We start from the raw sequence: 26,206 nt of genomic DNA on the forward strand, positions 1-26,206 counted from the left end.
ATGCGCGACACCAAGATCCTGCCCAGTCCTCCGGAGGTCACCTTGCCGCTGGGGCAACGCGCCGATCTGCCGGATCACGTCCGCAACCTCTACGCATACACCGCCTCGAGCTTGCTGGGCAACTTGATCGGCAGCACGGTGGTCGTGATGCTGTACGCGACCTTCGCGCCGCCCGCGATGCTGGCGTCCTGGGCCGTCACGTTCGCTTTCGTGTGGGTATACCGCGCCTGGATCGCCCGGCGCTTCGCCGCCATCCAGCTCGACCCGAACACCGACTTCACGGTGTGGCAGAAGCGCTGGAATGCAGGCGTGCTGGCGTCAGGGGCCATGTGGGGCATGGCTGCCTGGCTCTTCTACAGCCAGGGCGACGCCATACAGCAGATCGGGCTCGTCATCACGATCTACAGCTTCTGCGTGGCGTCGGTGCCGGTCCTTGCCGAGCATCGCAAGCTGTTCCTCGCCTTTCTGGGCCTGTGCTTCGTGCCGACCATCGCGAGCATCGCGGCCGAGCGCACGCTGTACAGCTATGAGCTGGCCGGCGTGCTGCTGCTGACGATGGGCATGACAGCCGTGCTCGGCCGCAACTACCGCCAGGCCATGGAGCGCGTGATCGAACTGAAGCTGCGCACCGAGCAGCTGGCCGAGCAACTGCGCGTCGAGAAGGAAGCCGCCGAGGAGGCTCGCAACGCCGCCGAGGTCGCCAACCGCGCGAAGACGCAGTTCTTCGCCGCTGCCAGCCACGACCTGCGCCAGCCGCTGCACGCGGTGGGCCTGTTCGCCGAAGCCCTGCGCAACAAAAGCCGTGACGAAGAGGTGATCCAGCTGGTCAACAGCATCAACAGCTCGGTCGACGCACTGGAGGGGCTGTTCAGCGAGCTGCTCGACATCACGAAGATCGACACCGGCGCAGTGGAGAGCCGGCCGCAGAACTTCGGGCTGCGCGAGATCTTCGCGCGGCAGCGCCTGCACTACGAGCCGATCGCGTTCGAGAAAGGGCTGGAGCTGAAGTTCAGGGGCGAGCAGCACTTCGCGTTCGCCGACCCGGTGCTGGTCGACCGCATCGTGCGCAACCTGATCTCCAACGCGATCCGCTACACCGACGACGGCGGCGTGCTGGTGTCGTGCCGGCCGCGTGGCGACAAGCTGCTGCTGCAGGTGTGGGACTCGGGCATCGGCATCCGGGAGTCCGAGCAGGAGAAAATCTTCGAGGAGTTCTACCAGGTGCAGCCGGACCAGCCGCTGCCGCCGCACCAGCGCAAGGGGCTGGGGCTGGGGCTGGCGATCGTGCGGCGGCTGGCCGACCTGATGGACGCGCCGCTGACGCTGCGCTCGCGGCCTCGGCACGGCACGGTGTTCTCGCTGGTGGTGCCGATCGGAAAGGCGCAGCGCGCGGCCGAAATGGCGCCGAGCAAGGCCCCCCTGGGGCTGACGCTGGACCGACGGCTGATCGTCGTGGTGGAAGACGAACCGTCGGTGCGCGAAGGCCTGGAAGTGCTGCTCAAGGGGTGGGGCGCGACGGTGGCGGCGTTCGAGTCTCTGGGGGCGTGTCGTCAGTGGGCCGAGCAAGCGCACCAGCAGGGCCAGGAACCGGACCTGGCGATCGTGGACTATCGGCTCGACCACACCAGCAACGGCATCGACGCGCTGGTGATGCTGCGCGAGCAGTTCGGGCCGAAGCTGCCGGCGATCATGGTGACGGGCAGCACCACGGCGACGCTCGATGCCGAGGCACAGAAACATGACTTCCACCTGCTGATCAAGCCGGTGGTGCCGAACAAGCTGCGCTCGATGATCGCGTTCAAGCTCAATGTGAGGAGCCGCTGATGGCGACCCGTCCCTCCAGCGTGCGGCTCGAGTTCCTGCTCGACGATGAGCCGAGTCCCGGCGATTCGATGTTCGCTTACGCCGCTGCCTCGGCGATGCCCGGCATTGCGGCGCTGGCCGACACGGACGAACCGGGTCCCGAGTCCAGAGCCCGTCCGGCAAGACGCCGCGAGCCGCCGAAGATCGAGACGGTCGAGGCGTGCCTGTGCGCGCACGAGGTGCTCGAGCGCTTCGAGGCGAACCGTGCGCAATGGTATTCGCCCGAGCTGGCCCCCTACGTCGAAGGCATCGACTACCTGCTGCGCCAGGAAACGCGCATGAGCGAGCACATGCACGGATTGCCGTGCACCGACCACCAGGACGTCTGGAGCCACGAGATGGTCTCGGACAGCGTGGCGAAGGACCCGTCGGTGCAGCGGCTGCATGTGTGGCAGCCGCCGATCTGGTGGATGGCCCCCATCGTTCGCCGGCACGACAAGCCGTTGAACATGCGGCTGCCGCTGGCCGAGACGGCCGCCGAACTGGTGCAGGAGCTGTCCGAGCAGATTCCCGCCGCATGGCGCAACAAGCGTGTGGTCGTGCAGCTGGAGGTCGAAACCCGGCTGTACTGGGGTGGCTGCGCGCCGCGGGGATGGACACCGCCCGAACCGTCCGACGATGCCTCGGTCGACCGCACGCCATGGCAGCCGTGCAGCTACCGTGGCGACGGCGTCGGCTTCTCGGAGGATCTGCTCTACCTGAAGAAGGGCGAGCCCCTGTGGTTGCACGACGAGCGCTCCGCGCAGGCGCCGTTGGTGCGACGCACGCTGCGTCCCGGTGTCGGGCTGCTGGTCGCCGTGCCGGTGTTCACTTTCGAGCTGCAGGAAAGCACGGTGGCGTGGATCAAGCGCCAGGCGATGCGCATGTTGCGCTGGCTCGGCGTCAGGAAGACCATCGCCGACCGCGATCCGACCTTCGTGCACCGGCTCAAGGAGGACGAGACCTACTGGGCACGCACGTTCGACCAGCCAGAGCCGACCGTCGACCAGATGCGACTGGTCGAGAAGCTGGGGGCCCGGCTTGCACCCGCCTCGCGCCCCGCGCTGGCGCATCGGCCCGAGGCGGCCGTGGCGAACTGCCATGTGGTGCTGGTGCACGGTGGCCTGAGCTCGGTGCGCGGCGGCTTCGGAGCCTGGCTCAGCGCAGACCCCGCGCCTGAAGGGCCGTGGAAGAAGATGGCGCTGCTCAACGAACACTGCGCCTGGCGCTTCGAGCACGACAGCTTCCTGCGCGTGACGCGCAACATCAACCAGCTGGTCGACGCGATCGACCGCGACGTCATCGGCGACCAGCGTTCCGGCACGCTGGTGCTGCTGGCGCACTCGCGCGGCGGCAACGTCGCGCGCTTCGCGCTGCAGCGCTTGCGCCAGCGCTGGCCGCAGTGGCGCTTCTACGCGCTGACCGCCGGCGCCCCACACCAGGGTACCGGTGTGTTCCGCCGCATCGGCAGGCGTTGGTCAGGGGTGGCCGGGGTGGTGGGCTGGTTTCGCGATATCGCCTCCGGCGTGCTCGACAAGCAGCAGATGGTCGACCTGCTGATCCTCGAGCGCGCACTCGCCTACGACATCCCCCCCGGTTTCCGCGACGTGGAGCCGGCGGGCGTGGCCCGCATGGCGCGCGGCAAGGGCATGCCGGAGGGCATGTGGGTATGGGGTTCGGAATGGGGCCCCGGCGACGACAACCCGCTGGAAGAGCGGCTGTGGCGGCGCGTCATCGAGGACTGGGCAGGCTTCGAGGCCGACGGCGACGGCATCGTGCCCAAGCAGTCGGCGCTGGCCGGCCTGGTCGACGCGCTGGACGCGTCGCCGGCCTTCCATACGGCCTACTTCGAGCACCGTGCGACCGTCGAGCAGATCCGCTCGCGGCTGCAGTCGTTGCTGCAGTCGGCTCCGGGGGCCTGAGTCTCAGATCTCGAGGTTGTCGATCAACCGGGTCTTGCCCAGCCGCGCGGCCGCCAGCACCACCAGCGGTTCACCGGCCTCGCGTTGCACGGGCGTCGGCGGCTGCAGGTCGGCGCGGCAGCGAATCGCCACGTAGTCGGGCTGCCAGCCGCGGCTGCGCAGGCCGTCCATCGCTTCGCGTTCCAGCGCCGGCAGGTTGGCGGCGGTGCCGTTGCGCAGCGCGAGCTGTACGTGGCGCAGCGTCATCGACAGTTGCACCGCCTCGGCCCGCTCGGCCTCGCTCAGGTACATGTTGCGCGACGACAGCGCGAGCCCGTCCTCGGCCCGCGCGGTGTCGCCGGCGACGATGTCGGTCGGCAGCGCCAGTTGCTGCGCCATGCGGCGGACCACCATCAGCTGCTGGTAGTCCTTCTTGCCGAACACAGCGATGCGCGGCTGCACGCAGTTGAAGAGCTTGAGCACCACCGTGCACACGCCGGTGAAGAACCCGGGCCGGAACTCGCCTTCGAGGATGTCGGCCAGGGCCGGCGGCGGGATCACCTTGAAGACCTGCGGCTCCGGGTAGAGTTCTTCCTCGTTCGGCGCGAACACCACGTTGCACCCCACGCTGCGCAGCAGGTCGCAGTCGCGCTCGAAGGTGCGCGGATAGGTGTCGAAATCTTCATGCGGTGCGAACTGCAGCCGGTTCACGAAGATGCTCGCGACCACCGGGCCGCCGCGTTCCTTCGCGAGCTTGACCAGCGACAGGTGGCCCTCGTGCAGGTTGCCCATCGTCGGCACGAAGGCCGTCTTGGTGGCGCCGGCCAGGGCTTGCCTCAGCTCGGGGATGGTGTGGACGATGCGCATGACAGCGGTCTCAGTAACTGTGCCGTTCGGGGTCGGGGAAGCGGCCGTTCTTCACGTCCTGCACGTACAGGCGCACGGCTTCCTCGATCCCGGACGCGCCGGCCATGAAATTGCGAACGAAACGCGGCAACTTGCCGCGCGTGACGTTCAGCATGTCGTGCAGCACCAGCACCTGTCCAGCACATTGCGGGCCGGCCCCGATGCCGATGGTCATCAGGCCCGGGTTCAGCGCGCCGATCTCGGCGGCCAGCGCACCTGGCACCAGTTCGAGCACCAGCATCGTGGCTCCGGCATCGGCCAGCTCGGCGGCGTGGTGCTTGAGCGTCATCGCCTGCGATTCGCCGCGCCCCTGCACGCGGTAGCCGCCCAGCGCGTGCACGCTCTGGGGGGTGAGGCCGAGGTGGGCGCACACGGGGATGCCGCGCTCGACCAGGAAGCGCACTGTTTCGGCCGTCCAGCCGCCGCCCTCGATCTTGACCATCTGGGCACCTGCCTGCATCAGCGCGACGCTGCTGTGCAGCGCCTGCTCGCGCGAGCCCTGGTAGCTGCCGAAGGGCAGGTCGGCGATCAGCCATGCGCTGCGGTTGCCGCGTGTGACTGATTTCGTGTGGTACACCACCTCGTCGAGCGTGACCGGCAGTGTCGACGGCTGGCCCTGCAGCACCATGCCGAGCGAATCGCCGACCAGCAGGCAATCGACGCCGCAATCGTCCAGCAGCCGGGCGAAGCTGGCGTCATAGCAGGTCAGCATGGCGATCTTCTCGCCCGCGGCGTGCATTTCGCGCAGGCGGTGCAGCGTGACCGGCTTGCGGCCGGCGGCACCCGCTTCGGGCGTGGCGTGTGAACTCATGACACCGTGGAAGGGCAGCGAAGGTGGAGCGGATTCTAGCGAGCGCGCGTTGCGTTTGCTGCAACGCACAAGACAGTGCGTTGGAGTTGCGACCCTAACTCAGGCCGGCTGATAGGCCAGCCGCACGTAGATCGGTGCAAACGCCTCGGCCTGGGTCACCTCGATCAGCCGCTCGCGAGACAGTTCCAGCATGGCGATGAAAGTGACCACCAGCACCTGCGGCCCGCGGGTCGGTTCGAACAGGTCCTGGAACTCGACGAAACGCCGCCCCTGCAAGGTGCGCAGCACCATGCTCATGTGCTCGCGGACCGACAGCTCCTCACGGGTGATCTTGTGGTGCTGGGTCAGCTTGGCGCGCTTGAGAATGTCGAGCCAGGCCTCGCGCAGCTCATTGACGCTGACGTCCGGAAAGCGCGGCTTGAGCGACTGCTCGATGTAGACCTGCGCCCGCAGGAAGTCGCGGCCCAGCAGCGGCAGCTGGTCGAGCTTGGCCGCCGCCATCTTCATCTGCTCGTACTCGAGCAGGCGGCGCACCAGTTCGGCGCGCGGGTCTTCGGGTTCCTGGCCTTCCTCCGTCTTCTTCGGCGGCAGCAGCATCCGCGACTTGATCTCGATCAGCATGGCCGCCATCAACAGGTACTCGGAGGCGAGTTCCAGGTTGGTCGTGCGGATCTGGTCGACGTAGCTCAGGTACTGGCGCGTGACGTCGGCCAGCGGGATGTCGAGAATGTTGAAGTTCTGCTTGCGGATCAGGTAGAGCAGCAGGTCCAGCGGGCCTTCGAAAGCCTCGAGAAAGATCTCCAGTGCGTCCGGCGGGATGTACAGGTCCTGCGGCATCTGGAACAGCGGGGCGCCGTAGAGCCGGGCCACCGCAACGGTGTCCACCACCTCGGGCAACCCGGCCGCGGCGATGTCGCCGGGCCCGGTGTCGGGCGAGGTCAGCTCTGGCGCGCCGGGCGCCGGCAGGTCGGTCGTCACTTCACGGTGCCGGGCGGGCGTGTGTCAGCGCGAGGAGTTCTTCGTCTGGTAGACGTAAGGCTGCTGCGGCACGCGCGCGGACTGGTACTCCGACAGGGCGTCACGGTCGAGCTCGCGGTCCCACAGCAGCGAACGGCCCTTGCGCTGCTCGTCTTCCAGCTTGGGGTTCCTGCTCTTCAGTTCCTCGATGAACTGCGTGACTTCCGACTTGTAGGGTTTCCAGAACAGAGGCATGGCAGTGGGGGCGCGGCACCGTGCCGCTGCAGTGAAGCCGACGATTTTACCGGCCCGAGCCCCCGGGTGCGGCGAGCAGCGGTGCGCAGGATGTCACTGGCGTTCAAGACGCGGGGGGGCCGGCCGGCCTAGCCTCGGGGCGTCGTCCTTTCCGGAGCCGCTCGATGTACCGCAGTTTCACCGCCCCGTTTACCGCCAGCGGCCGCAGCGCGCTGGTGCCGCCGCCGCCATGGCACTATGCCGGTTGGCTGATCAATGTCGCGTTCACCTGCGACCCCGCCCAGGGCGCCCAGTTGCTGCCGCCGGCGCGCGGCCGCCTCACCGGGCGCGGCTGCGTGCACTTCGCCGACTGGCAGGCCTGCAGCGACGGCGGCATCGAACTGCTCGATCCGGTCTATGCGCAATACCGCGAGACCATCGTCGTGCTCGAGTCCGAGACACCGTCCGGCGAGCGTCTCAATTTTTGCCCCTTCATCTATGTCGACCAGGATGTCTCCCTGCTGCGCGGCCTGTTGCAGGGCTGGCCGAAGAAGATGGGCCGCACCTGGCTCACCCGCAGCCTGCCGCTCGACCACGCCGCCGCCGCGCCGCTGACGGCCGGCACAGCCCTCGGCGCCAGCCTGTGCGTCAAGGACCGCCGGTTGCTCGAGGCCCGGCTGGTGCTGACAGGCGAACCCGGGCCGGCGCTCGGTTTTTTTGCCGCGCCCACGCTCGGTGCCGTCGGCTGGCCGGACCTGCGCGATGCCCAGGCGCTGCCCGAGCCGCACTTCGTGCGCTCGCGCATCGACCGGCGCGTCGAGGCCGGCTGGCATGCCGCCACGGCGCAGCTGACGCTGACCGATCACCCCGTCGAGGAACTCGGCCTGCTCGGCCCCTTGCAGACGGGGGACGCCAGCGTGGGGTGGGCGGCGCTCACGGTCGTGGGCGCGGCCGACGCATGACGCGCGTTGCCATCGTCGTGGACGGCACGCTGCCTGCAGGGCAGGGCGCCAATGTGGCGGCCTGTCTGGCGGTCGGCCTGGGCGCCGGTGTCCCCGCACTGGCCGGGCAGCCGCTGTGCGACGCGACGGGGTTCGGCAGCTTGTCCAGCTCCCCGTTGCCCATCGCCGTGCTGTGTGGTGACGCGGCCAGCTTCGAGCGGCTGATGCTGCGGCTCGCGCAGCCGCGGCCGGCGGACGCGCACTGCGTGCTCTTTCCGCGCTACGCGCAGGCGATACACACGGCCGAGGAATACCGCCAGCGGCACGCCGGCAGTGCCCACGCCCGTGAGCCGATGCTGGGACTCGCGCTCGCGGGACCGTCGGCATGGGTCCGGCGCCTGACGGGCGCGTTACCCTTGCTCCGATGACAACCGTCCCGTCCCGCCTGAAACCCTTGCCGATGCCTGGTTGCGGGCGTGCCGAAGCCCTGATCGCGACCGAGCCCGATGCACGGTTCGCGCTGCATGCACATGCCGAATGGAGTGTCGGCGCGATCCTCGCCGGCGTCTGCCAATTCGCGTGCGAGGGCCGACCCCATGGGGCCGCTGCGGGCGACCTGGTCGTGATGGCGCCGCAGGCCCTGCATACGGCGGGCGCAAGCGCCGGGCGCTTCGAGATGGTGATGCTCTACGTGCCGCCGACATGGGTGGCATCGACGACAGGCTGGCCGGCCGATCCATTGCCGGCGCGGCAGGGGGCGGTGTGGCGTGACGCCGGTCTGGCGGACGCACTGGGGGCGGCCGTGGCCGGTGATGCGAGCCGCTTGCCGGCGTTGCTGCGGCGCATCCTGGCGGGCGCCGCCGAGCGAGCACCAGCGACCGCGCAGCGTCCGCGCGATCCGCGCGTGAACGCCTTGTGCACGCTGCTGCAGGATGACGATGCGGCTGCACCCGACCTGCCCGCGCTGGCACGCCGGCTGGGGATGTCGCGCGAGCATGCACATCGCCTGTTTCGTGCCGCGGTCGGGTTGACGCCGGCGCACTACGCGCGCCTGGCCCGCATCACGCGAGCCAAGGCCATGTTGAGAGACGGCGAGACGGCCGCCGAGGTGGCCGCCGCCTGCGGTTTCGCCGACCAGGCGCACTTCGCGCGGTGGTTCCGGCGCTGCTTCGGCGTCACGCCTTCGCGTTACGGACGAGAGGGGGTGTAGCCCGCGGCCGAGACATCAGCTGCGGCGCAGCAGCCGCCCGTGCTGTATGAAGCGGTTCGGTTGGCCCAGCACCAGCTTGGACAATTCGTCGAGCAGCACCTGGGACACTTCAAAGGCCGGCACCTCCAGCAGCAGGCTCTCGAAACCCTCGAAGTTGAAGACGTGGAACTGCACGACGCCGTGCTCGTGCACCGGCTGCAGCTTGACGCCCGCCATGAAATCCGCGGTGAACTCGAAGCGGGTGTGCAGGTAGCGCCCGGTCTCGGCGTCGCGCACGCTTTCGCTGTGGAAGTCGACGCCCGAGGTGCGCAGTCGGCCGGCCAGCTTGTCGATCTCGGTCGGAAAGTCCCGCGTCAACACGATCTGCCGGCCCGAACGCAGCAGGCACAGCAGTTGGACGTATTCATGGCATGGCTGGCCGTGCAGCGACTGGCGCCTCGCATCGACGCGAAAATCGGCCATGTTCAACTGCTCGAAGACGTTGCGGCCGTCGAGCACGTAGCGCACCGGCGAGGTCGGCTGCAGCACGTTGAGCTGCTTGGCGAGCTCGAGCCAGTACTGGAAGGCACTCTTGCAGGCCGCCTCGGCCAGTGCGGTGTTGCGCGCTCGCGCCGCAGTGTCGGTCTGCTGCTCGGATTGGCGTGCCTGCGCCTGGCGCTTGAGATCGTCGAGAAGTCCCACGGGTCGGCATCTGGATACGGAAGGCGGGCGTCAGGATAGCGCAGGAGCGGGCCGGATAATCCGGGCGCGCCCCCCCTGTTTCCAGGGCCGAACGACATTTTCCGGCGCACGACGCCAGGGCCTTCTGATACCGAGATGCAGGAATTCGAAATCAAGCTGCAGGTGCCGCCGGCAACACGTGCCGCGATCGATGCTGCGCTGGCCCGCGGGGGCACCGCCCGGCGGGAGAGGCTGAGGGCGGTGTACTTCGACACGCCGGGCGGCGATCTGGCCCGAGCGGGCATGGCCTTGCGGGTGCGCCAGGAAGGACGGCGCCGCGTGCAGACCCTGAAGGCGGCCGGCACCGACGTGCTGACCCGCTTCGAGCACAACGTCGCGTTGCGACCGGGCGAGACGATAGACCCCCGGCGCCATGCCGGCACGTCCGGCGGGCAACGCCTGCTGCAACTGCTGACCGATGCAGCGCAGCCGCTGCAGGAACGCTACCGCACCGACATCGTGCGGCGCACGCGTCTGCTGCGTGCCGGCCGGCAGCAGCTGGAACTGGCGCTGGACGTCGGCCAGATCATCGCGCACGAGCGGCGGTGGCCGGTGTGCGAACTGGAGATCGAGCTGGTCGACGGTTCGCCGCAAGCGGTGCTCGACGTGGCGCGACGCTGGGCCTTGCGGCATGGCTTGTGGATCGACATCCGCTCGAAGGCCGAGCGCGGCGCCCGGCTGGCGAACGGCGAGGTGACAGGCGATCCGGTCAAGGCGCCGGCCGTGCGGTTGCCGGGCGGCGCCACCGTGCCGCAGGCGTGGCAGTCCGTCGCGCGGGCTTCGCTGCAGCACCTGCTGGCCAACGCCAGCGAACTGGCCGGCGGGCAGGCCGCTGGAGCGGACGGCGCAGAACACCTGCATCAGCTGCGCGTCGGCCTGCGCCGGCTGCGCGCTGCCGTGCGCTTCTTCCGTGGCTGGGACGGTGCGCCGGAGCTGGCGCCGCTCGGCGCCGCGGCTGCCGACCTGTTCGCGCGTTTCGGCGCCGCGCGCGACTGCGACGTGATCGCCGCGCTGTTGCGGCCGGTATGGGCCGAGGCCGGGCTGCCGGCGGCTTCGATCGAGCAGACTCACGGGGCGCCGCCGGCCGACGTGCTGCGCGGCGCAAAGGCCCAGGCGCTCTGGCTGGATCTGCTCGGCTGGGCCTGCCGGACGCCGGGCGACGGCGCACCGTTCGCGCCGCCGGCGGCGCGGCGGCTGAAGCGCTGGCACCGGGGAATCGTCGCGGCGATCGACGGCTTCGATGCGATGGACGACGCGCAGCGCCACGTACTGCGCAAGCGCATCAAGCGGCTGCGCTATGCGGTCGACATCGCGGGGAGCGTGTTCCCTCGCAAGGCGGTGCGGCGCTACCAGGAGGCGCTGGCGCACGCGCAGGAGGCCTTCGGCGAGTTCAATGACGTCTGCATGGCGCGTGAACTGCTGCGAGGACGTGGCGACGCGTCCAGCCTCTACGCCCTGGGCTGGCTGGCCGCGCGGCGCGAGGCCTTGTTGCTGAGCTGTCGTGGCGCACTGGCGGCGTTGCGGCGCACTCCCGCGTTCTGGAAGTAGTGCCCCCGGCCTACACCGGCGGCGCAGCGGCCGCATCGGGAGGGTGCGCCCGCGCCAGCGCCTGGCCGAGATGGTCGACGATGTGGCGCTCGCCGATGCGTGCCGCGAAGCCGGAACGCTGCATCAGGCTTTTCGGCTGGTCGTTCAGTTCGCACAGCATCAGCTGCACGCCCTTGCGTTCCAGGTCGCGGTGCAACTGTTCCAGCGCGTCGAGCCCGGTGGTGTCGATCGAGATCAGACGGTGCATCTCGAGGATCAGCACGCGCGTGCCGGGCCGCAAATGCTCGGAGACTTCCTCGACCTTGGCGACCGCGCCGAAGAACAGCGAGCCGTACAGGCTGAGGCCCTGCACGTCGCGGCCGGCGGCGGGCAGGTGCAGCGGCGCGATGCGGAACAGCACGCTCATGCGGTAGATGAAGAACACGCAGGCCATCACCAGGCCGACCTCGACCGCAACGGTGAGGTCGAACACGACCGTGAGCACGAAGGTGCCGACCAGCGTGATGCGGTAGGGCAGCGTGAACTGCCGCAGGCGCGCGAATTCGCGCCATTCCCCCATGTTCCAGGCAACGAACAGCAAGATGCCGGCCAGCGCCGCCAGCGGCACATGTGAGGCGAGCGGTGCGGCGACCAGCACCACCAGCAGCAAAGTCAGCGAATGCACGATGCCGGCCACCGGCGTCGCGGCGCCCGATCGCACATTGGTCACGGTGCGGGCGATCGTGCCGGTGGCCGGAATGCCGCCGAAGAAAGGCGTGACGATGTTGGCCACGCCCTGTGCCATCAGTTCCTGGTTCGGGTCGTGGCGCGGCAGCTCGGTCAGGTTGTCCGCCACCCGCGCGCACAGCAGCGATTCGATGGCACCGAGCAGCGCGATCGTGATCGTCGGGATGAACAGCTGCTTCGCGCCCTCCCAGCTGAAGTCCGGGAACGCGAAGCTCGGCAGGCCCTGCGGAATGCCGCCGAAGCGCGAGCCGATGGTTTCGACCGGCAGCGACAGCCAGGCCGTTGCGGCGGTCGCCAGGCCGAGCGCGATGATGGTGCCGGGCAGGCGTGCGAGCCGGCGCAGCCACAGCTGACTGCGAGCAGAAAGCGCGATGGCCGACGGCAACGCATACAGCTTGGGCCAGGCCACCACGATGGCCAGGCAAGCCAGGCCGATCCCGACCGCGATGGGATTGACGCTGCCCAGGTGCCGCCCCAGCACCTGGATCTGTGTGAAGAAATCGGCCGGCAGCTTGTCGATATCCAGGCCGAGCAGGTCTTTGACCTGCGACAGTGCGATCAATACGGCGATGCCGTTGGTGAAGCCGATCACGATCGTCACCGGGATGTAGCGCACCAGCACGCCGAGCTTGAACAGCCCCATCAGGAACAGCAGGCCGCCCGCGAGCACGGTGGCGATCAGCAGGTTGCCCAGACCGTAGCGCTGCACGATGCCGTAGACGATCACGATGAAGGCGCCGGCGGGCCCGCCGATCTGCACGCTGGAGCCGCCGAGCGCCGAGATCAGGAAGCCGGCGATGATGGCGGTGAACACGCCCTGTTCGGGCTTCACGCCCGAGGCGATCGCGAAGGCCATCGCCAGCGGCAGTGCGACGATGCCGACCGTCAGGCCGGCGGAAACGTCCGAGGCCAGGCGCTGGCTGTCGTAGCCGCGCAGGGCGCTGAACAGGCGCGGGCGGAACTCGGCCATTTCGAGGCCCAGCGGTCCCGGCAGTTTGATGCTCATGCGGTCCTCGTGGGGAAGCGCGGCCATCATGGAGGGCCGGCGCTGTTCGGGTCAAGGCAGGGCGGGCCGCTGTCTGTCCTGCGTCACATCTTGACTGCGGGCATGGCGTGCGCGTCCGGCTCGCGGTAGGCTAGCGCGATTTCCTTCCTGCAAGCTTTCATGCAAGCCCCTCGCGACCTGCTGTTGCACCTGCTCGACGTTGCCGTGCGCCGTGCCTCGCCTGCCCACAATCTGGCAGCCTGCCTGCCGCCGCCGCCCAAGGGCCGCACGCTGGTGCTCGGTGCCGGCAAGGCCGCCGCCGCGATGGCCGCTGCCGTCGACGCGGCGTGGCCGAAGGATGCGCCACTGTCCGGGCTGGCCGTCACGCGCTACGGGCACGTGCCCGCGTCGGCGCGCCACGGCCGCATCGAGATCGTCGAAGCGGCGCACCCGGTGCCCGACGAAGCCGGCCGGCAGGCGGCCGGGCGCATCGCAGCGCTCGCGCAAGGGCTGACGGCCGACGATCTGGTGCTGTGCCTGATCTCCGGCGGTGGCTCCGCGCTGCTGTCGCTGCCGGCCGAGGGCATCAGCCTGGCCGACAAGCAGCGCATCAACCGGGCGCTGCTGCACAGCGGCGCGGCCATCGGCGAGATGAACTGCGTGCGCAAGCACCTCTCGGCGGTCAAGGGCGGGCGGCTCGCGGCACGTTGTGCGCCGGCCCGCGTCGTCACGCTGCTGATCTCCGACGTGCCGGGCGACGACCCCGCGGTCATCGCCAGCGGCCCGACGGTGCCCGACCCGAGCACCTGCGAGGACGCGCTGCGCATCCTCGACCGCTACGGCATCGACGTGCCGCCGGGCGTGCGCGAGGCCTTGCACGACGGGCGTCTGGAAACGCCGAAGCCGGGGGACCCGCGCTTCCACGGGCACGAGGTGCACCTCGTCGCGACACCGCAGCAGGCGCTGGAGGCAGCTGCCGAGGCTGCCCGTGCGGCGGGCTTCGAGGCGCACATCCTCGGCGACGAGATCGAAGGCGAGTCGCGCACCGTCGGCCAGGTGCACGCGGCGCTCGCGCGCCAGGTGGCGCGGCGCGGCCAGCCGTTCGCGGCGCCGTGCGTGATCCTTTCCGGCGGCGAGACCACCGTCACGGTGCGAGGCGAGGCCGGGCGCGGCGGGCGCGCGAGCGAGTTCCTGCTGGGGACGGTGCTGGCGCTGCAGGGCGAGCCGGGCGTGCATGTGCTGGCCGCCGACACCGACGGCATCGACGGTTCCGAAGACAACGCCGGCGCCATCGCCACGCCGGACACGCTGCGGCGCGCCGCCGAGCGCGGGCTGAACGCGCAGGACTTTCTCGACCGTCACGACGCCTATCGCTTCTTCGAGGCGTTGGACGACCTGGTGATGACCGGCCCCACGTTCACCAACGTCAACGACTTTCGCGCGATGCTCGTGCTCGGGCATGACACGCGCGATTGACACCTCTTTACCCCGGGATCGAAGGCTCGCGCCGACACCGGCGCACAGTGCGAGGCACAATGCCGGGGTCATGCATTTCGTGTATCGGGTGATCGACCTGTCTATGAGCGCACACGCATGAGTTGGGGGCCCTCGCTGCTGAGGCTGCTGAAAGGCGGCCTGGGGTTGAGCGACCCCTCCGAACTCGAGCAATGGTGCACTGCACTGGCGCACGCCGAACCGGCGCAGCGCGCGCGTGATTTTGCACGCCTGAAACGCTGGCTCGACCAGATCGACGCCTCCTACGTGCAGCTGGAGGCGCGCGCCGAGCAAGCCATGGAGGCGCTGCAGGCCGAGCGAGTGCGCCACGAGCGGCTCGAACTGGCGATGCACAGCGTGCAGGATGCGTTGTGGGACTGGGACCTCGCGAACGAGCGCGCCTACTTCAGCCTGCGCCTGAGCGAAATCCTCGGCTACGAGCCCGGCGAGATCGAGCTCGATCTCGCCGGCTGGCGCGAGCACATGCACCCGGACGATCGCAGCGACGCACGCGAGCGCCTGCAGGCCCATCTGCGCGGCGAAGTGCCGCACTACGAAGCCGAGTTCCGCGTGCGTGCCAAGGGCGGTCAGTGGCGCTGGGTGCGCTCGCGTGGGCGCGTCGTGAAGCGCGATGCCGACCAGCGCGCGCTGCGCATGGTCGGCACGCACAGCGACGTCACCGACCGTCGGGTGGCCGAAGAGGAGTCGCTGCACCAGCTGCGTTTCATCGAGGAGCTGGTCGAGATCATTCCCAACCCGGTCTACTTCAAGGACCGCCTCGGCCGTTACATCGGCTGCAACCGCGCCTGCGAAACGCTGTTCGGCCTGCGTCGCGAAGACTGGCTCGGCCGCACGGCAGCCGACCTGCGCCCCGACAACGCCGGTCGCGAAGAAGAAGCGCACGACGAGCTGTTGTATCGCAGCGGCGGCATCCAGACCTACGAGACGCGCCTGACGCTGCCCACCGGCGAGCTGCGCGACGTCATCTTCAGCAAGACGCTGTTCACCGGCACCAACGGGGCGATCGGTGGCGTGCTCGGCGTGATCACCGACATCACCCAGCAAAAGCGCGTCGAGACCGAACTGCGCGACGCGAAGACCGCGGCCGAAGCCGCCAGCCGCGCGAAGAGCGAGTTCCTCGCCAACATGAGCCACGAGATCCGCACGCCGATGAACGGCATCATGGGTCTTGTCGACCTGACGCTGGAAACGCCGCTGACCGACACCCAGCGCCGCTACCTGACGCTGGTGCGCTCGTCGTCGACCTCGCTGCTGAACATCATCAACGACATCCTCGATCTGTCGCGCATCGAAGCCGGCCGCATGAGCGTCGAGCACCTTGCCTTCGATGTGCGCACGCTGCTGCAGGAAGCGGTGGCGCCGCTCGAGCCGCGAGCACGCGAGAAAAGCCTGCAGTTGATCTGCCTGGTGGCCCCCGACGTGCCGTCGCAACTGGTGGCCGACCCGCTGCGGCTGCGGCAGATCCTGGTGAACCTGGTGGGCAACGCGATCAAGTTCACGCGCCAGGGCCGCGTCGACGTCTCGGCCTGGCCCGAGGGCCAGGGCGGCGCGGCGGTGCTGCACCTGCTGGTGGCAGACACCGGCGTCGGCATCGCGCCCGACAAGCTCGAGCGCATCTTCGAGTCCTTCACCCAGGCCGACAGCTCGACCACCCGTGAATTCGGCGGCACCGGGCTCGGGCTCACGATCTCGCGCCGGCTGGCCGAGGCGATGGGCGGGCGCCTGTGGGCCGAAAGCGAGGTCGGCAAGGGCAGCCGCTTCCACCTGACGCTGCCGCTGCTGCGGGTGCAGGCCGAGGACCCGGACGCACACTTCGGCCGCGACTGGGCCGCCATCGCGGCACAGAACCTGAACCTGTCACGTGACAAGGCGCGCACGCGTTTCGAGTCGACCGCCTACCGCGGGCTGGACGAGCTGGAGACCGACGGCGAACCCGACAGCGGCAGCGGGCTGCACGTGCTGCTGATCGACGACCATGCGGTCAACCGCTTCATCGCGACCAACCTGATCCGCCGCATGGGCCACCACGTGACGTGCGCGCTCAGCGCCGGCGAGGCGCTGGCACTGTGCGAGGCCGAGGACTTCGACCTGATCTTCATGGACATCCAGATCCCCGGCATGAGCGGGATCGAACTGACGCACCGCATCCGCGCGATGGAGGCCGCGCGCGGCTGGCGCTGTCCCATCGTGGCGCTCACCGCTCATGCGATGCCGCTGGACCGCGTGCGCTGCCTGGAAGCGGGCATGGACGACTACCTGACCAAACCGGTCGAGCAAGACCGGCTGCAAGGCGTGCTGCAGCTGGTCAGTCGCGTGCGCCGCTGACGCCGGCCGGGCGCGGGAACGCAGCGCCGCGGCGCTGTGCCATCTCTGCGCCGATCTGCGCCAGGCCGGGCGTGTCGAGGTGTTCCTTCGCGGCCGGGTAGACCTCTTCGTCCTCGATGCGCAGGTGATCACCGTACAGCGACACGAAGTGCCCGATGCGGCCCTCGTCGTCGGGCGCCAGCCCACCGGCCGTGCCGTCCGCGATGCGTTGCAACGCCGGGCGCAGCGCAGCCCAGGCGGTGCTCATCTCGGCATGGTCGTGCTGGAGCCGCTGCACCGCGGCCCGCAGTGGCGCGCTGCCGTGCGCCAGCAGCACCGGGAACAGGTGGCGTTCCTCGTCCTCGTGGTGATGGGGGGCAGCGATGTCGAAGTAGCGCAGCACATCGGTCGCGGCCTGGCGTGCCGGCTCGTCGCTGCCGTGCTCGCGCAGGTAGCCGGCCAACCGCTGCAGGCGCCGCAAGCTGCGCCGCACGCGGTCGTGGCAGGCGGCGAGCATTTCGAACGGCTGCTCGAAACTGGCGGCGGGGCTGGAAAAACCGGGCAGCATCACGACTCCTTGGAACCCGCCATTGTGGGATGCCGCCCATGGCCTCGCTCGAGCCAGGTCAAGTCGCATGCCCGCGAGCTGGAGGCAGGGGCCTGGGCCGGCGCCCCGGCAGCCGCCGGCGGATTCGGGCCGACCCCGGGATGTCCGGCCGCTCGATCGTGCCGCTTTCTTGAGGCAGCGCAACGTCTTTGCACCGGCTTCCCGCCAAAGTTCTCGCCAAGCCGAGGAGCCCCATCGTGATGAACATCGTCTCTGTCCGCCGCTGGCTGGCCCCGGTTGACAGCGGGACGACAGGTGGCCGAAAGCCCCGCGACAGCGGCTTGGGGGGAAACCCGTTCGGACCCGGGCGACGGCCTCCCTAGCATGAGCTCACACCCCCAACGGAGGAGAGGCCCATGCTGACCCGTCGCCACGCCGTACTCGGCACTGCGGCTTGCGCGCTCCACGCCGCGCTGCCCCGCGCTGTCGCGCAAACCACCCCTCGCACGACACCGCCGGTTGCGCCGCTGCCACGGGTGAAGCTCTACATTCCCGCCAATCCGGGCGGCGGCTGGGACCAGACCGGCCGCAGCCTGGGCCGTGCGCTCGAGGTGGGCGGCATGGCGCAGCAGGTCGACTACGAGAACAAGGGCGGCAAGGGCGGCACGCTCGGCCTGGCCGACTTCGTCGCCCGCTACGGCGAGGACCCGGGCGCGCTGCTGATCGGCGGCATGGTGATGGTCGGCGCCATCGCGGTGAACCGCAGCGAGGTGACGCTCAAGGCCGTGACGCCGATCGCGCGGCTGACCAGCGACTACATGGTGCTGGTCGTGCCGGCCTCCAGCCCGCTGCGCGACATGAAGGCGCTGGCGGCCGAGATGCGGCGCGACCTGGGGAGCGTAGGTTTTGTCGGCGGTTCGGCCGGCGGTGTCGACCACATGCTGGCCGGCATGATCGCGCGCACCTTGCGCACCGACCCGGCGGCATTGCGATACCACCCGACCAGCAGCGGGAAGGACGCGCTCGCGCTGCTGCATTCGGGCAAGGCCGCGGTCGCGATCTCCGGCTACAGCGAATTCAAGGCTGGCATCGACGACCGCTCGCTGATCCCGCTGGCGGTGTCGTCACGGCGCGGCTTGTTCGGCATCGCGTCGCTGCGCGAGCAGGGCATCGACACCGAACTGTCGAACTGGCGCGGCGTGTTTGCGCCCGGCCGGCTGAGTTCCGAGCAGAAGGACAAGCTGCGCCAGGCGGTGGTGCGTGCATCTGAGACGCCGCTGTGGCGCCAGGCACTGACCGACAACAACTGGCACGGCTCGCTGTTGCACGGCAAGGACTTCGCCGACTTCCTGGAGATCGAACAGGGCATCGCCAACGCCGTGACGCTGATGCTGAAGCTGAAGACAGGGTGAAGCCGAGCCGCAGCGCGCGATGGCCGGCTGCGCATGCGCGCGGACAGCCGGTCATCGAGCGTCGGGCTGCTGCCGCGGAGCCTGCATGCCGCTGCGCGGCGCGGGCCCCGGCCAGTCGCAATCGCGCGAGGTCTGAGGCGCGCCCGCCGGCGGTGTCATCTGCAGCGCAGGCGGCGCATCGCTCGGCACGCCGGCGCCCTGGCGCGGCAAGGTCACCTCGATCGACGTGCCGTGCTCGGCACTCGAATGCGCCACCGCCTGCCCCCCGTGCGCGGCGACGAAACGCTCGACGATGTAAAGCCCGAGTCCCAGCCCGCGCGGTTCGCCGCCCTCGCCGCGGTGATAGGGCTCGAACAGCCGCGCCATCACCGCGGCAGGGATGGTGCCCTTGTTGCGCACGCAGATCTTCAGCACGTCGGGCTGCGTGCCGTCCAGGTGCACCTGCACCATGCCGCGATCATCGCCGTGGTCGAGTGCATTGCCGATCAGGTTGGCGAGCACCTGCAGGACGCGGTCGACGTCGAAGTGGCCGGTCAGGTCGCCGTCTTCATGCACCTGCACGCGAGCCGACGCGCCGCCCAGGTCGAACTCGCTGCGGATCTGCTCGCACAGCACGCCCAGGTCGGCCGGCGCGTACTTCAGCCTCAGACCGCCGCTGCGCAACCGCGACACGTCCAGCAGTTGCTCCACCATCCGCGACATGCGCACGCTGCTTGACTTCAGTCGCTGGCCGATGGTCCGGGACATCTCGTCCTTGCCCTGCAGCAGCAACAGCTCGGAACTGAGCTTGACCACCGACAACGGCGTGCGCAGGTCGTGGCTGAGCACCGCGGTGAACATTTCGTTGAGTTGCAGTGCGCGCTGCAATGCTTCCATCTGCTGCGCGAGCTGGCGGCGCTGGCGGTGCATCTCGATGAACACGTTGAGCTTGCTGATCAGCACGTGCGGCTCGACCGGCTTGTGCAGGAAGTCGACCGCCCCGGCGTCGTAGCCGCGGAACGAGCGCTGCTGGTCGGCGGCTGCGGCGGTCAGGAAGATGATGGGGATGTGGCGCGTGCGCTGCGAACCGCGCACCAGTTCGGCCAGCTCGAAGCCGTCCATCCCCGGCATGTGCACGTCGAACAGTGCCGCAGCGACATCGTGTGCGAGCAGATTCTCGAGCGCCTCCATGCCCGAGCGCGCGCGCAGCACGCGCACACCGGGGCGTGCGAGCAGCGCATCCATGGCCACGAGGTTCTGCTCCACGTCGTCGACGACCAGCAAGTGTGTGTCCTGTTCCATGTTCGGCTCAGTTGAGTCGCCCGTGCGCGGGCGGGGCGGATTCGGCCAAGGTGGCAAGTAGCTTGCCCATCTCGGACAACGTGTAGGTGGCGTCGGCGCCGGCGGCACGCAAGGCCGCGGCCGGCATCACCGGGCTCGCCGCCGACGCTGGTTGCTGCACCCAGGCGGTGCCGCCCGCACGCCGCACGGCAGCGAGCCCGGCGGCGCCGTCGTGGCTCGCGCCGGTCAACACGATCGCGAGCAGGCCCTCGGCGTAGGCCGCGCTCGCCGATTCGAACAGCACGTCGATCGCCGGGCGCGAGTAGAGCACCGGCGGATCGACCGACAGCGCCAGCGTGAAGTCGGGCTCGACCAGCAGGTGGTAGTCCGGTGGCGCGAAATAGACGGTGCCGGGACGGATCGGCTCCTTGTCCTGCGCTTCGTGCACGTCGACCGCGCAACGTGCATTGAACATCGCCGCCAGCTGGCTCGGGCGCTGCGGCGGCAGGTGCAGCACCACCAGCACCGGCAGCGGGAAGCCCGCGGGCAGACCGGGCAACAAGGCCCCGAGCGCGTCCACGCCGCCGGCGGACGCGCCGATGGCAACCGCCCGGAGATGGGCCGCGGCGACGCAGGTCGGATCCTCAGGCGCCATGTCGTCCTCACTTGCTCCGGTAGATGCGGTGCTCGGGCACCACTTCCTCGAAGCCGTCTGCGTGGGCCGTGAAGCGCAGCGACTCACGGCTGCCAAGACCCAGAAACCCCCGCCGCACCAGCGCTTCCCGAAACAACCCGATGGCCCGGTCCTGCAAGCTGCGATTGAAGTAGATCAGCACGTTGCGGCACGAGACCAGGTGCACCTCGGAGAACACGCTGTCGGTGGCCAGGCTGTGGTCGGCGAACACGGCCTGGCGGCGCAGCCGGCGGTCGAACGCTGCGGCGTCGTAGGCGGCGACGTAGTAGTCCGACAGCGAGTGCCGCCCGCCCGCCTCGCGGTAATTGCTGCTGAACTGTGCGATGCGGTCGAGCGGGTAGATGCCGGCTTCTGCCGTGCGCAGTGCCTCAGGGTTGATGTCGGTGGCATAGAACACCGTGCGCTCCAGCAGGTCTTCCTCGTCGAACAGGATCGCCAGCGACCACAGTTCCTCGCCCGAACTGCAGCCCGCCACCCAGACCTTGACCGACGGATAGGTCTTGAGCACCGGCACCACTTCCTGCCGCAACGCGAGGAAATAGCCCGGATCGCGGTACAGCTCGCTCAACTGCACCGTGAAGTACTGCAGCATCTGCGCAAAGACGCGACGGTCGTGCAGCACCAGGTGCTGCAGCTCCGAGATGCTGAGGCAGGAAAAGCGTTCCATCGCCTGCCGCACGCGCCGGCGCAGCGAGGCGCTGGCGTAGTTGCGGAAGTCGTGCTGGTAGACGCGGAACACACCCTCCAGCAGCAGCTGGATCTCGACGTCGAAGAGCCGGGTGTCCTCGTCCATTTCGACCTACTTGCGCACCCACACCCGGCACAGCGACACCAGCCGCTCCACGTCGATGGGCTTGGCGATGTAATCGTCGGCGCCGGCTTCCAGGCAACGCAGGCGGTCGTCGGCCATCGCCTTGGCGGTGAGTGCGATCACCGGCAAGTGCTGCAGGGCCGGATTGGCGCGCAATTGCCGGATCGCGGTGAGGCCGTCCATCTCCGGCATCATCAGGTCCATCAGCACCAGGTCGATGCCGTCGAGCCGCTCGAGGTGTGTCAGCGCCTCGCGGCCGTTGCGCGCGATCTGCAGTTTCACGCCGAGCGGCTCCAGCACGCTCGACAGCGCGAACACGTTGCGCACGTCGTCTTCGACCAGCAGCACGGTGCGGCCGTCGAGCACCGAGTCGCGCTGGCGTGCCTGCTCCAGCAGGCGCCGCTGGTCGGGCGGCAGCGCCGACTCGACGCTGTGCAGGAACAGCGTCACTTCGTCGAGCAGGCGTTCGGGCGAGCGGGCGCCCTTGATGATGATCGAGCGCGAATAGCGACGCAGGCGCTGCTCCTCTTCCGGCATCAGGGCGCGGCCGGTGTAGACGATCACGGGCGGGAACGAGTAGTCGGTGCTGCGCGACATCGCCTCGAGGACGTCGTAGCCGCTGCCGTCGGGCAGTGCGAGGTCCATCACGACGCAGTCGAAGGTGCGCTGCGACAGTTGCGCCAAGGCGTCGCGCACGGTGCCTGCGGTCGTGATCTCGGCCTGGGTCGCGGCCAGCAGCGCGCGGATGCTGTCGCGCAGCGATGCATCGTCCTCGATCACCAGCACCGAGGGGCGCCGGCGCCCGAGACGGCCCTCGATCTTGCGCACGGCGCTCGCCAGTTCGCCGCGGTCGACCGGCTTGACGGCGTAGCCGATGGCGCCGAGTTCCAGCGCGGTTTGCGAGCGGTCGTGCAGCGAGACGACGTGCACGGGGATGTGCCGCGTCGACGGATCGCGCTTGAGCTGCTCCAGCACGCCCAGGCCGGACTGGTCCGGCAGGTTCATGTCGAGCAGGATGCCTGCGGGCTTGAGCGTCTGCGTCAGTTCCAATGCCTCGGCGCCGGTGGAGGCCACGACACAGTCGAAGTTCAGTTCACGCACCAGGCCGTAGAGCACCTCGGCGAAACGCGTGTCGTCCTCGACGGCCAGGATCAGTCGGTCTGGACGTGTCAGGCGGTCGCGGTCGTCCTGTACGGCCGGCTCCCGCGACGGGGCGGGGCGCGACGCCGCCGGTGCCGGTGCCGTGCGCAGCGACGGTCCGGCGGGCGGTTGCTGCATCGGCACAGCGGGCGGTACGGCGGCGGCGCCGGCACGCGGCTCCAGCACCACCGGCAGCTCGAGCATGAAAACGCTGCCCTGGCCCGGTGTGCTCTGCAGCCGAATCTCCCCGCCCAGCAGGTGCGCCAGCTCGCGTGAGATCGACAGGCCCAGCCCGGTGCCGCCGTACTTGCGGCTGGTGGATCCGTCGGCCTGGCGAAACGCTTCGAACACCACGTCGTGCTGCTCGGGTGCGATGCCGACCCCGGTGTCGTGCACCGAAAATGCGATGCGGCCCGGCGCCGGCACGCTGACCTGGAGCGCGACCTCGCCGCGCTCGGTGAACTTCAGCGCGTTCGACAGCAGGTTGCGCAGGACCTGTTGCAGGCGCTGCCCGTCGGTCAGCAGCGTCTCGGCGACGGCCGGTGCCACTGTGGTCGACCACACCAGGCCCTTCTGCTCGGCCATCGGTGCGAACACGTCGCGCAAGCGGTTGAGCACGTCGGCCACCGCGACGCGTTCGACGTTCACCTCGACGTGCCCGGCCTCGATCTTCGACAGGTCGAGGATGTCGTTGATCAGCGTGAGCAGGTCGTTGTTGGCCGAATGGATGGATTGCGCGAACTTCACCTGCTCGGCGGTCAGGTTGCCCGTGCGGTTGTCGGCCAACAGCTTGGACAGGATCAGCGAACTGTTCAGCGGTGTGCGCAGCTCGTGCGACATGTTGGCGAGGAACTCCGACTTGTGGCGGCTCGCGCTTTCCAGCTTCTCGGCGTTGAGCTGCAGCGCCTGCTGTGCGATCAACAAGTCCTGCCGCTGGCGCTCCAGCCGCTGCGTGTGCTCCTCCAGCCGCACGTTGGTCTGCTCGAGCTCGGACTGCTGCGCTTCGAGCCGGGCTTGCGAGTCCTGCAGCGCACGGCTCTGTTCCTCGAGTTCTTCATTGGAGACGCGCAGTTCCTCCTGCTGGGCCTGCAGTTCCTCGCTCTGGCGCTGGGTTTCTTCCAGCAGCTCGACCAGGCGCTGCCGGTAGGCCGCGGAGCGCAGCGCCACGCCGATCGTTTCGGCCACCTGGGCTGCCAGGTCTCGCACCGCCTGCGCGTGGACCGGGGTGCCGGTGAAGCCCAGCTCGATCACCCCGCAGGTCCTGCCGTCGACGCTGACCGGCGCTGCGAGCACCGCGACCGGCGCGGCGGAGCCGAGCGACGAACTGATGCGCAGGTAGTCGGGCGGCAGCCCCTGCAACCACTGGGGTTGGCCGTCGCGGGCGACCTGGCCTGCCACGCCGTCGCCCACGCGCAGCGGCGCCAGCCCTTCGGTGGCAGCCGCGAGCGAGTAAGAGCCGGTCGGGTGCAGCAACTGCCCTTCCAACCGGTGCAGCACGGCCACGGTAGCGCCGGCAAAGCGAGCCAGCGTCGCGCACACGGCCTGCCCGAGATCCATCAGCGTCTGTTCCCCGACCACGCTTTGCGACAAGGCCGCCTCTCCCTGCTGCAACCAGAGTTGGCGCTGCACTTGCAAGCGCCCGCGCAGCACCTGGCAGACCAGGATCGCGGTGGTCCAGATCGCGAACATGCCCATGGCACGGTTGACCATGACCTGAACGGAGCTGCCGCTCGGCGGCGAGAAGAAGAACCCGACCACGATCAGCAGCGACGCGGCGGTTGCGGCGACCAGCGGCACCGAGGGGCGCGACTGAAGCACGCACAGCCCGACAGGCAGCAGGTAGAGCACCCACTCCGCGAAGCCCAGCCGCGTGACGAGATCGACGGCGAAGATCAACACGGTCAGCGTGGCGATCAGCGTGTGGATGAGCAGGTGGGACGGAGTGTGTCGAGGAGGCATGCGTGGCGGCGCGGAACGTCAAGGGCATGGGTGGCGAGCCGGCGGCGACGCCACGGCTCCAGGGCTGGCGCCAGCTTGGCCGCAAGCCCTGGCAATTTTTCCAGGGGGTTGCCGGCGACCCTGTAACCGAAAGCATGTGTGCCGAACCCGGCCGGGCAGCCGACCCGGAGGCAATGAGCAATCGCCGTTCCCGCTGCGGTCAGCGGCTGCGGATCAGGCGCAGAGCCCGCGACGGCGTCGTCACCCGGGCGTCGTAGGCGTGCATGGCCAGCCCGGCGGTGTGCAGGATGCGGCGGACGTAGGCGCGCGTTTCCATGTAAGGTGGCACGCCGCGGTAGCGTTCCACGGTGCCTTCGCCCGCGTTGTACGCGGCGGCGACCAGGGTCACGTCGCCTTCGAAGTAGGCCAGCAGCCAGCGCAGGTAGGCCAGCCCCCCGCGTATGTTCTGCGCCGGGTCGTAGGGGTTGGCGACGTTGAAGCGCGCAGCGGTCTCGGGGATCAGTTGCATCAGCCCCTTTGCATTGCGCGGCGACAGCGCGACGGTGTCGTAGTTCGATTCGGCCTCGATGATGGCGAGCGCGAGCTGCGGCTGCACGCCATAGTCCGGCGCCATCTTCAGCACCAGGTCGGCGATGTCCTTGGGCGCATTCGCCAGGATGGGAAGCGCCGCAGCCCGCGCGGCCTGCCGCACCGGCGAGGGCGCAGGCGCGGGCGCTTCGCGCATGCAGTCGGGCACCTCGTTCGGCGGCCCGCCGACCCTGCGCAGCATGTGGGCCGCCTGCTGGTAGCCCTGCTCGGCTGCAGCATGGAAGAAGAAGGCGGCGGCCGAGTCGTTGCGCTCGACGCCGCGGCCGTTGGCATACATCCAGCCGAGGCTGAACTGCGATTCGGGGTCACCCAGGCGCGCGGCACGGCAATACAGCGCCGCGGCACGCGGCCCGTCCTGCGCAACGCCGTTGCCATGCTCGTAGCCGGCGGCTTCGGCTCGCAGCAGCGCGATCACGATGTTCTCGTCGTCGCCTTCGGGCTGCGTCTCGGGGCCCGACGCGCACGCCCACGCAGCCCCGGCGCACAGCGCCAGCGCGAGCAGGCCGCGGGGGGCGCGCACGCGCGACTCCTCAGCTGCCTGCGGCGAGCTGCCGCAGCGCCCGCTCGAAAACCTCGGGCGGCTGCCCGCCGGAGATCAGGTGCCGGTCATCGATGATCACGGCCGGCACCGCATGGATGCCTGCGTCCTGATAGAAGCGCTCGCGCTCGCGCACCTCGTCGGTGTAGCGGCCGCCGTCGAGCACCTCGCCGGCCTGCGACTCATCGAGGCCTACCGCGCCGGCACAGCGCAGCAGCACGTCACGCGCGCCGGGGTTGTCTCCCTCGGTGAAATAGGCGCTGAACAGCGCATGCTTCAGTTCGCGTTGCCGGCCCTGCAGCCCGGCCCAATGCAGCAGCCGGTGGGCATCGAAGGTGTTGTAGCTGCGCGTGCGCCGGTCCATGCGAAAGGTGAAGCCGACGGCCTCGCCGCGCTGGCGAATGGCTTCCTGGTTCTGTTCCACCTGCTGTGCGGTGAGCCCGTACTTCTTCGACAGGTAGTCGACCAGGTCCTGGCCCTCGGGCGCCATGCCGGGGTTCAGCTCGAACGGCTGGAAGTGCAGCTCGACCGGAAAGTCGGGGCCCAGGTGTTCGAGCGCGCGCTCCAGGGAGTGCAGGCCGATGGCGCACCAGGGGCAGGCCACGTCTGAAACGAAATCGATCTTCATGGGGGGCCATCGTAGGCGAATGCGCCGTC

The 26,206-nt window shown here is 69.4% G+C and carries 22 protein-coding genes; 9 read left to right on the forward strand and 13 right to left on the reverse strand.

What is annotated here, in order from left to right:
- Positions 1-1,824, forward strand: coding sequence for an ATP-binding protein (locus M8A51_RS23710; RefSeq protein WP_251781041.1), 1,824 nt, complete (start codon positions 1-3; stop codon positions 1,822-1,824).
- Positions 1,824-3,764 (forward strand): lipase family protein, encoded by a 1,941-nt coding sequence (locus M8A51_RS23715; protein WP_251781043.1) that lies wholly within the window; start codon positions 1,824-1,826, stop codon positions 3,762-3,764. The genes M8A51_RS23710 and M8A51_RS23715 overlap by 1 nt, the downstream gene beginning before the upstream one ends.
- A gap of 3 nt (positions 3,765-3,767) precedes the next feature.
- Here the strand turns inward: M8A51_RS23715 and panC are convergent, their stop codons facing one another.
- The 4 genes from panC to M8A51_RS23735 all read right to left on the reverse strand — a co-directional run bounded on the left by panC (position 3,768) and on the right by M8A51_RS23735 (position 6,672).
- Positions 3,768-4,610, reverse strand: coding sequence for a pantoate--beta-alanine ligase (gene panC / locus M8A51_RS23720; RefSeq protein WP_251781045.1), 843 nt, complete (start codon positions 4,608-4,610; stop codon positions 3,768-3,770).
- A 10-nt stretch (positions 4,611-4,620) separates the two neighbouring features.
- Entirely contained in the window at positions 4,621-5,460 is an 840-nt protein-coding gene (gene panB, locus M8A51_RS23725; RefSeq protein WP_251781047.1) for a 3-methyl-2-oxobutanoate hydroxymethyltransferase, read from the reverse strand.
- Between the two features lie 99 nt (positions 5,461-5,559).
- Positions 5,560-6,402, reverse strand: coding sequence for a segregation and condensation protein A (locus M8A51_RS23730; RefSeq protein WP_251781106.1), 843 nt, complete (start codon positions 6,400-6,402; stop codon positions 5,560-5,562).
- A gap of 60 nt (positions 6,403-6,462) precedes the next feature.
- Positions 6,463-6,672, reverse strand: a complete 210-nt coding sequence (locus M8A51_RS23735; protein WP_251781049.1) for a DUF3460 family protein — start codon at positions 6,670-6,672, stop codon at positions 6,463-6,465.
- A gap of 164 nt (positions 6,673-6,836) precedes the next feature.
- Between M8A51_RS23735 and M8A51_RS23740 the strand changes: the two genes are divergently transcribed.
- Genes M8A51_RS23740 through M8A51_RS23750 form a run of 3 tightly spaced genes read left to right on the forward strand, consistent with a single transcriptional unit; the run spans position 6,837 to position 8,802 of the window.
- On the forward strand, positions 6,837-7,613 hold the full coding sequence (locus tag M8A51_RS23740; RefSeq protein ID WP_251781050.1) for an acetoacetate decarboxylase family protein: 777 nt from the start codon (positions 6,837-6,839) through the stop codon (positions 7,611-7,613).
- The gene (locus tag M8A51_RS23745; protein ID WP_251781052.1) at positions 7,610-8,020 is read left to right on the forward strand and encodes a DUF2000 domain-containing protein; all 411 of its coding nucleotides are present in this window, start codon (positions 7,610-7,612) and stop codon (positions 8,018-8,020) included. Before M8A51_RS23740 ends, M8A51_RS23745 begins: the two co-directional genes overlap by 4 nt.
- Positions 8,017-8,802: an AraC family transcriptional regulator gene (locus M8A51_RS23750; RefSeq protein WP_251781054.1), complete on the forward strand. Its 786-nt coding sequence runs from the start codon at positions 8,017-8,019 to the stop codon at positions 8,800-8,802. Before M8A51_RS23745 ends, M8A51_RS23750 begins: the two co-directional genes overlap by 4 nt.
- A gap of 15 nt (positions 8,803-8,817) precedes the next feature.
- On the opposite strand, the gene M8A51_RS23755 is transcribed toward M8A51_RS23750, so the two are convergent.
- Positions 8,818-9,483: a hypothetical protein gene (locus tag M8A51_RS23755; RefSeq protein ID WP_251781057.1), complete on the reverse strand. Its 666-nt coding sequence runs from the start codon at positions 9,481-9,483 to the stop codon at positions 8,818-8,820.
- A 135-nt stretch (positions 9,484-9,618) separates the two neighbouring features.
- Between M8A51_RS23755 and M8A51_RS23760 the strand changes: the two genes are divergently transcribed.
- Positions 9,619-11,070 (forward strand): CYTH and CHAD domain-containing protein, encoded by a 1,452-nt coding sequence (locus M8A51_RS23760; protein WP_251781058.1) that lies wholly within the window; start codon positions 9,619-9,621, stop codon positions 11,068-11,070.
- A 10-nt stretch (positions 11,071-11,080) separates the two neighbouring features.
- Here the strand turns inward: M8A51_RS23760 and M8A51_RS23765 are convergent, their stop codons facing one another.
- Positions 11,081-12,802 carry a SulP family inorganic anion transporter gene (locus tag M8A51_RS23765; RefSeq protein ID WP_251781060.1) on the reverse strand — a complete coding sequence of 574 codons (1,722 nt, stop codon included), beginning with the start codon at positions 12,800-12,802 and terminating at the stop codon, positions 11,081-11,083.
- Positions 12,803-12,961: 159 nt separating this feature from the next.
- On the opposite strand from M8A51_RS23765, the gene M8A51_RS23770 reads away from it, so the two are divergent.
- Both M8A51_RS23770 and M8A51_RS23775 read left to right on the forward strand, forming a co-directional pair.
- Positions 12,962-14,257: a glycerate kinase type-2 family protein gene (locus tag M8A51_RS23770; protein WP_251781062.1), complete on the forward strand. Its 1,296-nt coding sequence runs from the start codon at positions 12,962-12,964 to the stop codon at positions 14,255-14,257.
- A gap of 117 nt (positions 14,258-14,374) precedes the next feature.
- Positions 14,375-16,621: an ATP-binding protein gene (locus M8A51_RS23775; RefSeq protein WP_251781063.1), complete on the forward strand. Its 2,247-nt coding sequence runs from the start codon at positions 14,375-14,377 to the stop codon at positions 16,619-16,621.
- Here M8A51_RS23775 and M8A51_RS23780 read toward each other — a convergent pair.
- A complete protein-coding gene (locus M8A51_RS23780; protein WP_251781065.1) occupies positions 16,602-17,168 on the reverse strand; it encodes a hemerythrin domain-containing protein in 567 nt (188 codons plus the stop codon). The two genes, M8A51_RS23775 and M8A51_RS23780, sit on opposite strands and share 20 nt — an antisense overlap.
- Positions 17,169-17,563: 395 nt before the next feature.
- On the opposite strand from M8A51_RS23780, the gene M8A51_RS23785 reads away from it, so the two are divergent.
- Entirely contained in the window at positions 17,564-18,559 is a 996-nt protein-coding gene (locus M8A51_RS23785; RefSeq protein ID WP_251781066.1) for a Bug family tripartite tricarboxylate transporter substrate binding protein, read from the forward strand.
- 51 nt (positions 18,560-18,610) lie between these two features.
- On the opposite strand, the gene M8A51_RS23790 is transcribed toward M8A51_RS23785, so the two are convergent.
- From M8A51_RS23790 to M8A51_RS23815, 6 genes are all read right to left on the reverse strand, one after another.
- The gene (locus M8A51_RS23790) at positions 18,611-19,840 is read right to left on the reverse strand and encodes a hybrid sensor histidine kinase/response regulator (protein WP_251781068.1); all 1,230 of its coding nucleotides are present in this window, start codon (positions 19,838-19,840) and stop codon (positions 18,611-18,613) included.
- A 7-nt stretch (positions 19,841-19,847) separates the two neighbouring features.
- Positions 19,848-20,474 (reverse strand): chemotaxis protein CheB, encoded by a 627-nt coding sequence (locus M8A51_RS23795; RefSeq protein ID WP_251781070.1) that lies wholly within the window; start codon positions 20,472-20,474, stop codon positions 19,848-19,850.
- A 7-nt stretch (positions 20,475-20,481) separates the two neighbouring features.
- Entirely contained in the window at positions 20,482-21,306 is an 825-nt protein-coding gene (locus tag M8A51_RS23800) for a CheR family methyltransferase (protein ID WP_251781072.1), read from the reverse strand.
- A gap of 6 nt (positions 21,307-21,312) precedes the next feature.
- Positions 21,313-24,423 (reverse strand): response regulator, encoded by a 3,111-nt coding sequence (locus M8A51_RS23805; protein WP_251781074.1) that lies wholly within the window; start codon positions 24,421-24,423, stop codon positions 21,313-21,315.
- A gap of 199 nt (positions 24,424-24,622) precedes the next feature.
- Positions 24,623-25,531 carry a lytic transglycosylase domain-containing protein gene (locus M8A51_RS23810; RefSeq protein ID WP_251781076.1) on the reverse strand — a complete coding sequence of 303 codons (909 nt, stop codon included), beginning with the start codon at positions 25,529-25,531 and terminating at the stop codon, positions 24,623-24,625.
- A 10-nt stretch (positions 25,532-25,541) separates the two neighbouring features.
- On the reverse strand, positions 25,542-26,177 hold the full coding sequence (locus M8A51_RS23815) for a DsbA family oxidoreductase (RefSeq protein WP_251781077.1): 636 nt from the start codon (positions 26,175-26,177) through the stop codon (positions 25,542-25,544).
- Positions 26,178-26,206 lie beyond the last annotated feature (29 nt).

The organism is Caldimonas mangrovi (genome assembly GCF_023721835.1).
In the GTDB taxonomy this organism is placed as follows: Bacteria; Pseudomonadota; Gammaproteobacteria; order Burkholderiales; family Burkholderiaceae_C; genus Caldimonas; species Caldimonas mangrovi.

What these genes read in the sequence shown, in the direction of transcription:
- M8A51_RS23780 (WP_251781065.1), bottom strand. Translation starts at nt 17,168, where the DNA reads ATGCTGCCCGGTTTTTCCAGCCCCGCCGCCAGTTTCGAGCAGCCGTTC.
- M8A51_RS23710 (WP_251781041.1), top strand. Translation starts at nt 1, where the DNA reads ATGCGCGACACCAAGATCCTGCCCAGTCCTCCGGAGGTCACCTTGCCG.
- M8A51_RS23800 (WP_251781072.1), bottom strand. Translation starts at nt 21,306, where the DNA reads ATGGACGAGGACACCCGGCTCTTCGACGTCGAGATCCAGCTGCTGCTG.
- M8A51_RS23775 (WP_251781063.1), top strand. Translation starts at nt 14,375, where the DNA reads ATGAGTTGGGGGCCCTCGCTGCTGAGGCTGCTGAAAGGCGGCCTGGGG.
- panB (WP_251781047.1), bottom strand. Translation starts at nt 5,460, where the DNA reads ATGAGTTCACACGCCACGCCCGAAGCGGGTGCCGCCGGCCGCAAGCCG.
- M8A51_RS23760 (WP_251781058.1), top strand. Translation starts at nt 9,619, where the DNA reads ATGCAGGAATTCGAAATCAAGCTGCAGGTGCCGCCGGCAACACGTGCC.
- M8A51_RS23765 (WP_251781060.1), bottom strand. Translation starts at nt 12,802, where the DNA reads ATGAGCATCAAACTGCCGGGACCGCTGGGCCTCGAAATGGCCGAGTTC.
- M8A51_RS23745 (WP_251781052.1), top strand. Translation starts at nt 7,610, where the DNA reads ATGACGCGCGTTGCCATCGTCGTGGACGGCACGCTGCCTGCAGGGCAG.
- M8A51_RS23785 (WP_251781066.1), top strand. Translation starts at nt 17,564, where the DNA reads ATGCTGACCCGTCGCCACGCCGTACTCGGCACTGCGGCTTGCGCGCTC.
- M8A51_RS23815 (WP_251781077.1), bottom strand. Translation starts at nt 26,177, where the DNA reads ATGAAGATCGATTTCGTTTCAGACGTGGCCTGCCCCTGGTGCGCCATC.
- M8A51_RS23740 (WP_251781050.1), top strand. Translation starts at nt 6,837, where the DNA reads ATGTACCGCAGTTTCACCGCCCCGTTTACCGCCAGCGGCCGCAGCGCG.
- panC (WP_251781045.1), bottom strand. Translation starts at nt 4,610, where the DNA reads ATGCGCATCGTCCACACCATCCCCGAGCTGAGGCAAGCCCTGGCCGGC.
- M8A51_RS23715 (WP_251781043.1), top strand. Translation starts at nt 1,824, where the DNA reads ATGGCGACCCGTCCCTCCAGCGTGCGGCTCGAGTTCCTGCTCGACGAT.
- M8A51_RS23770 (WP_251781062.1), top strand. Translation starts at nt 12,962, where the DNA reads ATGCAAGCCCCTCGCGACCTGCTGTTGCACCTGCTCGACGTTGCCGTG.
- M8A51_RS23805 (WP_251781074.1), bottom strand. Translation starts at nt 24,423, where the DNA reads ATGCCTCCTCGACACACTCCGTCCCACCTGCTCATCCACACGCTGATC.
- M8A51_RS23735 (WP_251781049.1), bottom strand. Translation starts at nt 6,672, where the DNA reads ATGCCTCTGTTCTGGAAACCCTACAAGTCGGAAGTCACGCAGTTCATC.
- M8A51_RS23750 (WP_251781054.1), top strand. Translation starts at nt 8,017, where the DNA reads ATGACAACCGTCCCGTCCCGCCTGAAACCCTTGCCGATGCCTGGTTGC.
- M8A51_RS23795 (WP_251781070.1), bottom strand. Translation starts at nt 20,474, where the DNA reads ATGGCGCCTGAGGATCCGACCTGCGTCGCCGCGGCCCATCTCCGGGCG.
- M8A51_RS23790 (WP_251781068.1), bottom strand. Translation starts at nt 19,840, where the DNA reads ATGGAACAGGACACACACTTGCTGGTCGTCGACGACGTGGAGCAGAAC.